The organism is Pseudomonas sp. 18175 (assembly GCF_050432925.1).
Classification (GTDB): domain Bacteria; phylum Pseudomonadota; class Gammaproteobacteria; order Pseudomonadales; family Pseudomonadaceae; genus Aquipseudomonas.
On sequence record NZ_JBKFTO010000001.1, the window covers coordinates 405,227 to 417,534 of the forward strand.

Sequence of the window (12,308 nt, forward strand, 5' to 3'; positions counted from 1 at the left end):
GTCCGTCATGCCGCTTGCCCAACTGATCAGCCCCCAGCAATTGGCCGAGCGCCAACAGTCGCCCGGGCTGGTGATCCTGGATTGCCGTTTTGCCCTGGAAGACCCGGACTACGGGCGTTGCAGCTATGCCGAAGGGCATATCGAAGGTGCGCAATATGCCGACCTTGAGCGCCACCTCAGCGGGCCGGTGACCAAAGGTGTCACCGGCCGCCATCCATTGCCTGTGGCAGACACGTTGGTTCGCCAACTGCGCGCCTGGGGCATCAATGCCGACACCGACGTGGTGCTGTATGACGACGGCCCGGGTGCATTTGCCGCCCGGGCATGGTGGTTGCTGACCTGGTTGGGCAAGCGCGATGGCGTGTTTATCCTCGATGGCGGCCTCAAGGCCTGGCACACCGCTGGTTTCCCGTTGAGCCTGGATGCGCCGGTGATCGAGCCTGGCAGCTTCGCGGGAGCGCCGGACAATCACTTGCTGCTGGACGCCGAACACCTGCAAAAACGCCTGGGCCAGCCGGGCCTGACCCTGATCGATGCCCGCGCCCAGGCACGTTTTCGCGGTGAAGTGGAGCCGATCGACCCGGTTGCCGGGCATATTCCGGGGGCGCAGTGTGCGGCGTTTAACGAGAACCTTGGCAGTGATGGACGCTTCTTGCCGGCGGAGCAACTCAAGCAGCGCTTCGCCGCGCAACTGCAAGGCCGTTCGCCGGATGAACTGGTGGCGTACTGCGGGTCAGGGGTGACGGCGTGTCACAACTTGTTCGCTCTGAGTCTGGCGGGGTATCCGTTGGGTAAGTTGTATGCGGGGTCTTGGAGTGAGTGGATTACGGATCCACAGCGGACGATTGCCACTGGCGACTGAGTTGCTGGGCGTGTGAACCCAATCCAAATGTGGGAGCGGGCTTGCTCGCGAATGCGGTGTATCAGTCACACATCTATCGACTGACACCCTGCATTCGCGAGCAAGCCCGCTCCCACATTTTTTAACCGTGTTGTGTCAGCAGCCATTCGGGGATGCGGCGTTCGAGGTAGTAGCTAGGATGCTTGAGTGAGCCGTCCACAAACCCCACATGTCCACCTTTTTCGGTCAGCTCAAACTCCGTGCACGCCGACAGTTCGCTAGCCTCAGGCAAGCTATGGGCAAACACAAACGGATCATCCGCCGCCTGAATAATCAGCGTCGGCGTGCGAATCTCACCCAGGTAATACCGACTCGACGCGCGCCGATAATAATCCTCGGCACTCAAGAAACCATGCAACGGCGCCGTCACCCGCCCATCGAAATCCCAAAACGTGCGCATCTTTTCCAGCGAGCCCAGGGCCTCCAGGGTCTTAAGCCCGTCAGCTCGGCCATCCTGCAGAAAGCGACTCTGTTTGACGCGGATATACGCCAACATTTCACGCATGAAGTGCTTCTGATACACCCGCGAAAAGCCCAGCCCGATGCGGTCCGCGCATTGATCCAGGCGAAACGGTACCGACACCGCTGCTGCGCCCTGTAACCCTGAGTTCTCGCCGGTTTCACCCAAATGCTTGAGCAATACATTGCCCCCCAGCGAGTAACCCACCGCATACAGCGGCGCCAACGGTCGCTTGGCCCGTAGATGGGCAATCGCTGCCGCCAGGTCTTCACTGGCACCAGAGTGATAACTGCGCGCCAATAGGTTGGGTTCGCCGGAGCAACCGCGCCAGTTCAGCGCCGCGCTGGCCCAGCCTTGAGCGGCGAGGGCTTTTTGTAGGCCGGCCACATAGGGCGAGTTGGATGAGCCCGTCAGCCCGTGCAGCACCAGCACTAACGGCGCTTGCGCGTCGTGGGGGCCGTGCCAGTCGAGGTCGAGGAAGTCACCGTCGTCCAGCCACAGGCGTTCGCGCTGGCGTTCGATATGGGTAGTGGGACGCCACAGCGGCCCCCACAGCGTTTGAAGGTGGGGGTTGCCGAGGCCGAAGGCGGGGGTGAACAGGTGGTTGGAAGGTTTCATGGAATTCTCGGTGTTGTGGCGAGGGAGCTTGCTCCCGCTGGGCTGCGCAGCAGCCCCATCAAGAACACCGCATGTTTTCAATTAGAACACTGTTGACGGTTTTGGGGCCGCTACGCAGCCCAGCGGGAACAAGCTCCCTCGCCACAGGTTAGGCGGCGCTTTCGACCGAGCGCTGCCACAACGCGTAATACACCCGCCCGGACTTCTGCTCCCGGTGCAGGCGCCACGAGCCCGGTAGGCCCAGGGTGGATGGCGCGGTCTCGCTTTCAGTGTAGATCCACGAATCCGGCGCCAGCCATTGGCGCTCTTCCAGCAGTGCGCACACGGTGGGCAGCAAGTTCTGGTTGAACGGCGGGTCGAGGAACACCACGTCGTACTCGCTGGCCGGCTGGGTTTCCAGATAGCGCAGGGCATCGGCGGTTTGCACCTGGCCGTTGGTGCAGCGCAGGGTACCCAGGTGTTCCTTGAGGCTGGAAACGGCCACGTTGCTCGCATCCAGCGCCTGGGCTTGGGCCGCGCCACGGGACAGCGCCTCCAGGAACAACGCACCGCTGCCCGCGAACGGGTCCAGCACCTTGGCGCCGCCGATGTAAGGCGCGAGCCAGTTGAACAGGGTTTCACGCACGCGGTCTGGCGTCGGGCGCAGGCCCACGACATCGGGGAAGCTCAGCTTGCGGCTGCCCCATTCGCCGCCAATGATGCGCAGCTGGCCCACACCGTTATGCACGTTGTGGACGGGTTTTTTCGGGCGAGATGAACTGGCCATTAATGCTCCGGAACCCCGAGCGGCTGCTCGGCGGGTTTATCAGTGGGGGGCGGTAGTGGCTTTTGCGCAGTCGTCGGGCCGGCGGTCACGATGACCATCTTGTCGGCGCTCAAGTGTTTGTTCATTGCAGCCTTGACCTGCTCTACGGTCAGGGCCTGGGATTGTTTCATGAAATCTTCCAGATAGCTTAGCGGCAGGTTGTAGAAACCCATCGCCCCCAGCTGCCCGACGATAGCGGCGTTGCTCGCGGTGGACAGCGGGAAGCTGCCGGCCAGCTCGCGCTTGGCGTCATCCAGTTCCTTTTGGGTCGGGCCGGTCTTAAGGTAGTCGGCTACTACTTCTTCCACCAGGCGCAGGGTGCCGCCGCTCATTTCGGCGCGGGTCTGCAGGTTGATCATGAACGGGCCGCGCACCTGCATCGGTGAGAAACCGGAGTACACACCGTAGGTCAGGCCGCGTTTTTCCCGCACCTCGCTCATCAAGCGCGTGCCGAAGCCGCCACCGCCGAGGATCTGGTTACCCAGGGACAAGGCTGCGTAGTCCGGGTCGGCGCGGTCAATGCCCAGTTGGGCGAACAGCAAATGCGTTTGTTTGGACGGGAACTCGATATGGCTCAGGCCTGCCTTGGGCTCGGTCGGCTGGGCTATCTTCGCCAGGGCCGGGCCTTTAGGCAGCGAGGCAGACACCTTGGCGGTCATGGCTTCGGCTTCGGCGCGGGTCAAATCGCCCACCACGGCAATTGTCGCGTTACCGGCGGCATACGCCTTGGCGTGGAACCCTTGCAGCTGCGCCAGGCTGATCTTGGGAACGCTTTGCGGCGTGCCTTCGCTTGGGTGCGCGTAAGGGTGATCGCCGTACAGACGCTTGAACAGCTCAAGGCTGGCCAGCTTGGCCGGGTTTTGCTTCTGGTATTCGAAACCGGCGAGGATCTGGTTCTTGATCCGTGCCAGGGAGTCGGCGGGGAAGGTGGGTTTACCGATTACCTCGTCAAACAGCTTGAGGGCGGCGTCGCGCTTGTCGCTGTCGCTCAGGCTACGCAGGGACACCAGCGCCATGTCGCGGTAAGCGCCATTGCCAAAGTCTGCGCCCAGGCCTTCGAAGTCGCGGGCGATCTGGCTCACATCCTTGCCCGGCACGCCTTCGTTGAGCATGGCGTTGGTCATCAACGCCAGGCCCGGTACGTCGCCGTCCTGGCTGCTACCGGCGGCGAACAGGATGCGCATGTCGAACATCGGCAGCTCATGGGCTTCGACGAACAGTACCTTGGCGCCTTCGGCGGTGGTCCAGGTTTGCACGTCGAGCTTGCGGTTGGTTGGCGCCTTGCCGTCCAGTTCGGCCAAGGATTGCAGTTTGCTGGCCGATTGGGCTTTTTCCAGCGCCGGGCTGGCGACGGATTCGCTCGGGCGCAGGAAATACACAGCGCTGGTGGCGATCAAGGTGACGACCACCAGGCCTGGGAAAATCAGGCGGCTGCTTTTGCGATCACTCATGAGCGGTCTCCTGGGGCAGAACATGGGCGACGCTGAGACGTTCGCGGGTGAAATAGGTGCGCGCGGCCTTTTGGATATCTTCCGGGGTCACGCTTTGCAGGTCGGCAAGCTCGGTGTCCATCAGTTTCCAGGACAGGCCGACGGTTTCCAGCGAGCCGATGGCCGTGGCCTGGCTGGTGATGGAGTCACGCTGGTAGACCAGGCCGGCAATGACTTGGGCGCGGATGCGTTCCAGCTCTGCGGTGGTCGGTGGCTTGGCTTTGAGTTCATCCAGCAGGCGCCACAGGCCGGCTTCGGCTTGGGCAATGGTCTTTTTCTTCTGCTGGTTCGGCGTGGCCGAGAGGGTGAACAAGGTGTCACCACGGGTGTAGGCGTCGTAGTTGGTGGAGGCGGCGGAGACCAGCTCCTCACCCCGCTCCAGTTGCTCGGAGATACGGGCGCTGTAGCCGCCGTCCAGCAGGGCCGAAATCAACCGCAGTGCCTGGACTGAGCGCTTATCTTCAGCGGTGGCCAGGCCAGGCACGTTAAAGCCCAGGATCACACTCGGCAGTTGGGTCTGCACGCGCATGGTCAGCAGGCGTTCGCCGGGTTCGGCCAGTTCCATCGGGATCTTGGCCGGTGGCACGTCACGCTTGGCGATCGGGCCAAAGTAGCGCTGGGCCAGGGTTTTCACCTCGTCCGGGGTCACATCGCCCACTACCACCAGGGTGGCGTTGTTCGGCACGTACCAGGATTGGTACCAGTGGCGCAGTTCTTCGACCTTCATGCGATCCAGGTCAGCCATCCAGCCGATGGTTGGCGTGTGGTAGCCGCTGGCGGGGAAGGCCATGGCCTTGAAGCGCTCGTAGGCCTTGGACATCGGGTTGTCGTCGGTACGCAGGCGGCGTTCTTCTTTAATAACCTCGATTTCACGGCTGAACTCGTCGGCCGGCAGGCGCAGGCTGGCCATGCGGTCAGCTTCCAGCTCGAAGGCTACGCCCAGGCGATCACGGGCCAGCACTTGGTAGTAGGCGGTGTAATCGTCGCTGGTGAAGGCGTTTTCTTCGGCGCCCAGGTCACGCAGGATCAGCGAGGCTTCGCCTGGGCCGACCTTGGCGCTGCCCTTGAACATCATGTGTTCCAGGGCGTGGGACAAACCGGTCTGGCCTGGGGTTTCGTAGCTCGAACCGACCTTGTACCAGACCTGGGAAACCACCACCGGCGCGCGATGGTCTTCGCGCACGACCACCTTAAGGCCGTTATCCAGGGTGAACTCATGGGTGGGTTGTGGGTCGGCAGCCAAGGCTGAAAGAGGCAGACAAACTGTACTGAACAGCAGGCCTGCGGCACGGCGGGCTAGAGCATTCATTCGTTTTTAAACCTGTTGGGCTGCCCGCTTGGTCTTAGCGTCGGCGGGCGAGGAGGTGCTAGGATACTGATCCGACTTAGGGACGGCCACTGCGGCTGCCCTGTTAAGGCCCGATTTAGGCCTTACAAGATGTTGCGCATGAACGAGCTGGCTAAAAAACAGTCTGTTACGCATCGAATTTTATTTACCGACGCGCCTACTGGCGCGTCGCTACCTTGAGATAGCCGTCTCCATGTTTGGTTCCAACGACGACAAGAAGACCCCAGCCCCGGCTGGCGAGAAAAAAGGCCTGTTCGGATGGCTGCGCAAAAAGCCGCAGGAAACCGCCGACGAACAACCACAGGTTCAGCCCGAGCCGATCCCACAGCCCGTAGTCGAAGCCGAGCCGGTAGTTGAAGCCCCGGCGCCGGTGGTGCTGCCAATGGCTGAGCCGGTGTTGCAACCGGTGGTCGAGGCTGTGCCAGAGCCAGAGCACAAACCGTGGCCTGAGCTGCCGGTGGCCGAAGAGCCCGTGGCATTGGTTGAAGACGTTCAGTCTGAGCACGTCACACCGCCTATTCCGGTGGTGGTCGAAGCCGTTGCACCTGTGGTTGTCGAGCCTGAGCCCGTCGCGGTTGCCGTCGAAACCAGCAAAACCGGCTTCTTCGCCCGCCTCAAACAGGGTCTGAGCAAGACCAGCGCCAGCATCGGCGAAGGCATGGCCAGCCTGTTCCTCGGCAAGAAAGTCATCGATGACGAACTGCTGGAAGACATCGAAACCCGCCTGCTCACCGCTGACGTGGGCGTCGAAGCTACCGCCGTGATCATCCAGAGCCTGACCCAGAAGGTTGCGCGCAAACAGCTGACCGACGCCGATGCGCTGTACAAATCCCTGCAGGCCGAGTTGGCCGCCATGCTCAAGCCGGTGGAAGCACCGCTGGTGATCACTGCGAACAAGCCGTTCGTGATCCTAGTGGTCGGCGTCAACGGCGCTGGCAAGACCACCACCATCGGCAAGCTGGCCAAGAAACTGCAGTCCGAAGGCAAGAAAGTCATGCTGGCGGCTGGCGATACGTTCCGTGCCGCCGCCGTTGAGCAGCTGCAAGTGTGGGGCGAGCGCAACAAGATCCCGGTCATCGCCCAGCACACCGGCGCCGATTCCGCTTCGGTGATCTTCGACGCCGTGCAAGCCGCCAAGGCCCGTAACATCGATGTGCTGATCGCCGATACCGCTGGTCGCCTGCACACCAAAGACAATCTGATGGAAGAACTGAAAAAAGTGCGCCGCGTGATCGGCAAGCTCGACGCAGACGCTCCCCACGAAGTGCTGCTGGTGCTAGACGCCGGTACTGGCCAGAACGCAATCAGCCAAGCCAAGCAATTCAACCAGACGGTACAACTCACCGGCCTGGCATTGACTAAGCTCGACGGCACGGCCAAGGGCGGCGTGATCTTCGCCCTGGCCAAACAGTTCGGGTTGCCGATTCGTTATATCGGCGTGGGTGAAGGCATCGACGACCTGCGCACCTTTGAAGCCGAACCCTTTGTAGAAGCACTTTTCGCCGAGCGGGAGCGTTCATGATTCGATTCGAACAGGTCGGTAAACGCTATGCCAACGGGCATGTGGGATTGCATGAGCTGAGCTTTCGAGTGCGTCGCGGCGAATTTTTGTTTGTAACCGGCCACTCCGGCGCCGGTAAAAGCACCTTGTTGCGCCTGCTGCTGGCCATGGAACGCCCGACTACCGGCAAGCTGCTGCTGGCGGGCCAGGACCTGGCCACCATCAGCAATGCGCAGATTCCCTACCTGCGCCGCCAGATCGGCGTGGTGTTCCAGAACCACCAGTTGCTGTTCGATCGTACTGTGTTCAACAACATTGCCCTGCCGTTGCAGATTCTGGGGTTGTCCAAGGCCGAGATCGTCAAGCGCGTGGACTCGGCCCTGGAGCGCGTGGCGCTGTCGGATAAAACCGATTTGTACCCCGGCGACCTCTCCACCGGCCAGCAACAGCGCGTCGGTATTGCCCGCGCCATCGTGCACCGCCCGGCCTTGCTGCTGGCGGACGAACCCACCGGTAACCTCGACCCGCGTTTGGCGGCCGAGATCATGGGGGTGTTCGAAGACATCAACCGCCTGGGCACCAGCGTATTGATCGCCAGTCACGACCTGGCGCTGATCGCGCGCATGCGCCACCGCATGCTGACCCTGCAACGCGGCCGCCTGATCGGCGACGGGGAGGCCGGCGTATGAGTGCAACACGCAGCCCTAAAGTCTCCGAACGCGTGGCGCCGAAAGCCGCCGACCCGCAACCGCAGAAAAAGAAAAAACACGACGATGACGATGGCCCGGACTTCAGCACGCTGCTGCGCGCCTGGATCGAGAGCCACCGTGCCAGCCTGCTGGACAGCCTGCGTCGCCTGGGCAAGCAGCCGATTGGCAGCTTTTTCACCTGCCTGGTAATGGCCGTGGCCTTGAGTCTGCCGATGGGGTTGTCGCTGCTGCTCAATAATGTGGAGCGCCTGGGCGGTTCCTGGCAGCGCGCGGCGCAGATCTCCCTGTACCTGAACATCGACGCCAGCGCCAAGGACGGTGAGTCCCTGCGCGATGACATCAAGAACCTGCCGGGGGTGGCCGATGCCGAGTACATCAGCCGCGACCAGGCCCTTGAGGAGTTCCAGCAACAGTCCGGCCTGGGCGAGGCGCTCAAGGAGCTCCCGCAGAACCCGCTGCCCGGCGTGGTGCTGGTGACGCCAAACGAAGTGGACAAGCCAGCTCTGGAGGCGCTGCGACAAAAACTCGCAGAGATGCCCAAGGTGCAACAGGCGCAACTTGATCTAGTCTGGGTAGAGCGCCTGGCGGCGATCCTCAAGCTGGGCGACCGCTTTGTGTTCGGTTTGACGGTGCTGTTGGTGTCTGCATTACTTTTGGTGATAGGTAATACCATTCGTCTTCATATTGAAAACCGTCGCACCGAGATAGAAGTGATTAAACTGGTCGGCGGCACGGACAGCTACGTGCGTCGTCCTTTTCTGTACATGGGCGCGCTTTATGGCTTCGGTGCCGGGATTTTGTCCTGGGGCGTGCTGGCGTTTGGCCTGGACTGGCTGAACGACGCGGTTGTCGGGCTTGCCGGATTGTACGGCAGTGATTTCGCCCTGGCCGGCGTGCCGGTAGCCGATGGTCTGAGTCTCTTGCTTGGCGCTGTGTTGTTGGGGTATATCGGTGCTTGGATTGCGGTCGCTCGTCATTTACGTGAGCTGGCACCGAAGTAGTTAATGTCAGATTAATGTGGTTTCGTTTGTATTGACCGTATCAGTGGTTTAGGGAACTTGTCCTACGGTTTCCGGTCAATTTTCGCAGTGCTGAACTGCACGAGTTATGTAAGTCGGAGGTTTCGTATGACCACTTCTTTGCAACCTGCTTATGCTCTGGTCCCAGGTGCAAACCTGGAGGCGTATGTGCACACGGTCAACAGCATTCCATTGCTGACGCCCGAGCAGGAGCGTGAACTGGCCGAGAGTCTCTATTATGAGCAGGATTTGGGGGCGGCTCGGCAGATGGTGCTCGCCCACCTGCGTTTTGTTGTACATATCGCCCGTAGCTATAGCGGCTACGGCCTGGCCCAGGCAGACCTGATCCAGGAAGGCAACGTCGGCTTGATGAAAGCCGTGAAACGCTTCAACCCTGAGATGGGTGTGCGTTTGGTGTCGTTTGCCGTGCACTGGATCAAGGCGGAAATCCACGAGTTCATCCTGCGCAACTGGCGCATCGTGAAAGTGGCGACCACCAAGGCCCAGCGCAAGCTGTTCTTCAACCTGCGCAGCCAGAAAAAACGCCTGGCGTGGCTGAACAACGAGGAAGTCCACCGCGTGGCCGAAAGCCTCGGTGTGGAGCCTCGTGAAGTACGCGAAATGGAAAGCCGCCTGACCGGTCATGACATGGCCTTCGACCCAGCCGCCGAAGCGGATGACGACAGCGCCTTCCAATCGCCGGCCAACTACCTGGAAGACCACCGGTACGACCCGGCGCGTCAACTGGAGGATGCGGACTGGAGCGACAACTCCAACCACAACCTGCACGAAGCGCTGGAAGTGCTGGACGACCGCAGCCGTGACATCCTCTACCAGCGCTGGCTGGCGGAAGACAAAGCCACGCTGCACGACCTGGCGCAGAAGTACAACGTGTCGGCCGAGCGGATTCGTCAGCTTGAGAAAAGCGCGATGAACAAGCTGAAACTGTCGATCGCCGCCTAAAACGCTGCAAAAAGACAACAAAATGCCCCTATCGAGAGATCGGGGCATTTTTGTTTGCATTCGGAAACTTCAAAAAACTACTCGGTCCTCTGTGGGAGCTGGCTTGCCTGCGATGAGGCCCTGTCAGTCAGCCTCTTTGCAAGCTGTCACACCGCCATCGCAGGCAAGCCAGCTCCCACAGGTACTATGTTCTGTCAGTCGGACCAGGGGGCCTTGCGGGTGTTGTTCAGTTCGACCAGGTAGCCATCGCCGCCGAGTTGCCCCATCTGCTGGCGAATCCACGCCGCGCGCCGTGCCACATACGCCGTCGGGTGGCTGGCACTCCACACCCGCGGGTTGGGCAACACCGCCGCCAGGTAACTGGCCTGCTGGCGCGAAAGCCCCTTGGCGCTCACCCCAAAGTGATGCCGCGCCGCCGCTTCTGCGCCAAATACTCCTTCATCCCATTCCACGCTATTGAGGTACACCTCAAGAATCCGCTGCTTGGGCCACAGTATCTCGATCAACCCGGTGAACCAGGCTTCCAGCCCTTTGCGCAGATAACTGCGGCCGGACCACAGGAACAGGTTCTTCGACACCTGCTGGCTCAGCGTGCTGGCGCCGCGAATCGAACCACCGCGCTCGTTGTGCAGGATTGCCGCCTGGATCGCGCCGAAATCAAAGCCCCAATGCTGGGGGAAACGCTGGTCTTCACCGGCCATCACCGCCACTTTCAGGTCGTCAGAGATCTCATCCCACGCCACCCAAGTGCGTTGCAGATCAATGGGCTCGCCGTCGAACCAGGATTCGACCTTGCGCTCCACCATCAGCGCCGTGAACGGCGGCGGCACGACACGAAATAGCAGCACCAGCAGCACACTGGCGATGGCAAACCATTTCACGACTTTGAGAAAACGCTTGAAGAGGAGACGCAGCATAGAGATGGCTTGGCCGAACCCGTTGAGCGGGCCATTATACAGACCCTGCCCCTTGCGTCTGACTGGAGTTCCTCATGCTGCGTGGCTTTCTGATGTTGGCTGCCTTTTTCGGCTTCACCGGTGTCGCCCTTGGCGCCTTCGCCGCCCATGGCCTGAAAAACCGCCTGAGCGCCGAATACCTGGCGATTTTCCACACCGGTGTCACCTACCAACTGGTACACACCCTGGCCCTGTTCGGCGTGGCGCTGCTGGCGGCGCACCTGCCGGGTCGCCTGGTCACCTGGGCGGGCGTTTCGTTTGTGATCGGTATCCTGTTGTTCTCCGGCAGCCTGTATGTGCTGACCATGGCTGGTATCAGCAAGCTCGGCATCATCACGCCGTTTGGCGGGCTGGCGTTCTTGCTCGGCTGGTTCTTCCTGGGGCTGGCCGCATGGCGCTTGCAGACGATCTGACCGAGGGACTTGGGTCATCAACCGGGATCGGGCTAGAATGCCGACCCCTAAAAACGATGGCGGCCCGTGGCATGCGCATTCAGTTGAACGGCGAATCCTTTGAACTGCCCGACGGTGAAACCGTTGCGGCCCTGTTGACCCGTCTGGACCTCACCGGGCGCCGTGTCGCAGTGGAACTCAACCTGGATATCGTCCCGCGTAGCCTGCACGCCGAGACCGCGCTCACCGAAGGTGACCAGGTCGAAGTGGTCCACGCCATTGGCGGCGGCTAGTCGCGCAGCTGTCTGAATTCTGCAGAACCTCACCCCATTTCGAGGATTTCCCATGAGCATCGTTCGTAGCGACAAGCCCTTCGTCCTGGCCGGTCGTACCTACCAGTCCCGTCTGCTGGTCGGCACCGGCAAGTACCGCGACATGGAAGAAACCCGCCTGGCCATCGAAGCCTCGGGCGCCGAAATCGTCACCTTCGCCGTGCGCCGCACCAACCTGGGCCAGATCGAAGGCGAGCCGAACCTGCTCGAAGTACTGTCGCCGGATCGCTACACCTTCCTGCCCAACACCGCTGGCTGCTACGACGCCATCGAAGCCGTGCGCACCTGCCGCCTGGCCCGTGAGCTGCTCGACGGCCACAACCTGGTGAAGCTGGAAGTGCTGGCCGACCAGAAAACCCTGTTCCCCAACGTGATCGAAACCCTCAAGGCCGCCGAAACCCTGGTCAAGGAAGGCTTCGACGTGATGGTCTACACCAGCGATGACCCGATCATCGCCCGCCAACTGGCCGAAATCGGCTGCATCGCCGTGATGCCGCTGGCCGGTCTGATCGGTTCCGGCCTGGGTATCTGCAATCCGTACAACCTGCAGATCATCCTTGAAGAAGCCAAGATCCCGGTGCTGGTGGATGCGGGCGTGGGCACGGCCTCCGACGCGACCATCGCCATGGAGCTGGGTTGTGACGCGGTGCTGATGAACTCGGCCATCGCCCACGCCCAGCAACCGGTCATGATGGCCCAAGCCATGCAACACGCGATCGTCGCGGGCCGCCTGGCCTACCTTGCCGGGCGCATGCCGAAAAAACTCTACGCCAGCGCCTCCTCGCCGCTGGATGGTCTGATCAAGTAAGAGCC

Annotated in this window: 13 protein-coding genes; 8 read left to right on the forward strand and 5 right to left on the reverse strand. The window is 61.5% G+C overall.

Features of this window, described 5'->3' with window-relative positions:
* Positions 1–7 precede the first annotated feature (7 nt).
* Complete coding sequence (locus ACLD1Y_RS01830) at positions 8–862, forward strand: sulfurtransferase (RefSeq protein WP_429474914.1); 855 nt, start codon at positions 8–10, stop codon at positions 860–862.
* Between the two features lie 121 nt (positions 863–983).
* On the opposite strand, the gene ACLD1Y_RS01835 is transcribed toward ACLD1Y_RS01830, so the two are convergent.
* From ACLD1Y_RS01835 to ACLD1Y_RS01850, 4 genes are all read right to left on the reverse strand, one after another.
* Complete coding sequence (locus ACLD1Y_RS01835) at positions 984–1,979, reverse strand: hydrolase (protein ID WP_429474916.1); 996 nt, start codon at positions 1,977–1,979, stop codon at positions 984–986.
* Positions 1,980–2,127: 148 nt separating this feature from the next.
* Complete coding sequence (gene rsmD, locus ACLD1Y_RS01840; RefSeq protein WP_429474918.1) at positions 2,128–2,745, reverse strand: 16S rRNA (guanine(966)-N(2))-methyltransferase RsmD; 618 nt, start codon at positions 2,743–2,745, stop codon at positions 2,128–2,130.
* Positions 2,745–4,235, reverse strand: a complete 1,491-nt coding sequence (locus tag ACLD1Y_RS01845; protein ID WP_429474919.1) for a M16 family metallopeptidase — start codon at positions 4,233–4,235, stop codon at positions 2,745–2,747. The genes rsmD and ACLD1Y_RS01845 overlap by 1 nt, the downstream gene beginning before the upstream one ends.
* Positions 4,228–5,583, reverse strand: a complete 1,356-nt coding sequence (locus ACLD1Y_RS01850) for a M16 family metallopeptidase (RefSeq protein ID WP_429474922.1) — start codon at positions 5,581–5,583, stop codon at positions 4,228–4,230. The genes ACLD1Y_RS01845 and ACLD1Y_RS01850 overlap by 8 nt, the downstream gene beginning before the upstream one ends.
* 232 nt (positions 5,584–5,815) lie before the next feature.
* Here ACLD1Y_RS01850 and ftsY point away from each other — a divergent pair, with 232 nt between their 5' ends.
* From ftsY to rpoH, 4 genes are all read left to right on the forward strand, one after another.
* Positions 5,816–7,144: a signal recognition particle-docking protein FtsY gene (gene ftsY / locus ACLD1Y_RS01855; RefSeq protein WP_429474924.1), complete on the forward strand. Its 1,329-nt coding sequence runs from the start codon at positions 5,816–5,818 to the stop codon at positions 7,142–7,144.
* Positions 7,141–7,812, forward strand: coding sequence for a cell division ATP-binding protein FtsE (ftsE, locus tag ACLD1Y_RS01860; protein ID WP_017737950.1), 672 nt, complete (start codon positions 7,141–7,143; stop codon positions 7,810–7,812). The genes ftsY and ftsE overlap by 4 nt, the downstream gene beginning before the upstream one ends.
* Positions 7,809–8,834 carry a permease-like cell division protein FtsX gene (ftsX, locus tag ACLD1Y_RS01865; RefSeq protein WP_429474926.1) on the forward strand — a complete coding sequence of 342 codons (1,026 nt, stop codon included), beginning with the start codon at positions 7,809–7,811 and terminating at the stop codon, positions 8,832–8,834. The genes ftsE and ftsX overlap by 4 nt, the downstream gene beginning before the upstream one ends.
* A gap of 126 nt (positions 8,835–8,960) precedes the next feature.
* Positions 8,961–9,815 (forward strand): RNA polymerase sigma factor RpoH, encoded by an 855-nt coding sequence (rpoH, locus tag ACLD1Y_RS01870; protein WP_016972967.1) that lies wholly within the window; start codon positions 8,961–8,963, stop codon positions 9,813–9,815.
* Between the two features lie 194 nt (positions 9,816–10,009).
* On the opposite strand, the gene mtgA is transcribed toward rpoH, so the two are convergent.
* Positions 10,010–10,732, reverse strand: a complete 723-nt coding sequence (gene mtgA, locus ACLD1Y_RS01875; protein ID WP_429474929.1) for a monofunctional biosynthetic peptidoglycan transglycosylase — start codon at positions 10,730–10,732, stop codon at positions 10,010–10,012.
* A 74-nt stretch (positions 10,733–10,806) separates the two neighbouring features.
* On the opposite strand from mtgA, the gene ACLD1Y_RS01880 reads away from it, so the two are divergent.
* The 3 genes from ACLD1Y_RS01880 to ACLD1Y_RS01890 all read left to right on the forward strand — a co-directional run bounded on the left by ACLD1Y_RS01880 (position 10,807) and on the right by ACLD1Y_RS01890 (position 12,303).
* Positions 10,807–11,184: a DUF423 domain-containing protein gene (locus ACLD1Y_RS01880; RefSeq protein ID WP_429474931.1), complete on the forward strand. Its 378-nt coding sequence runs from the start codon at positions 10,807–10,809 to the stop codon at positions 11,182–11,184.
* A gap of 71 nt (positions 11,185–11,255) precedes the next feature.
* Positions 11,256–11,456 (forward strand): sulfur carrier protein ThiS, encoded by a 201-nt coding sequence (thiS, locus tag ACLD1Y_RS01885; RefSeq protein WP_015886354.1) that lies wholly within the window; start codon positions 11,256–11,258, stop codon positions 11,454–11,456.
* Between the two features lie 52 nt (positions 11,457–11,508).
* Entirely contained in the window at positions 11,509–12,303 is a 795-nt protein-coding gene (locus tag ACLD1Y_RS01890) for a thiazole synthase (RefSeq protein WP_105521099.1), read from the forward strand.
* The last annotated feature ends 5 nt before the right edge of the window (positions 12,304–12,308 follow it).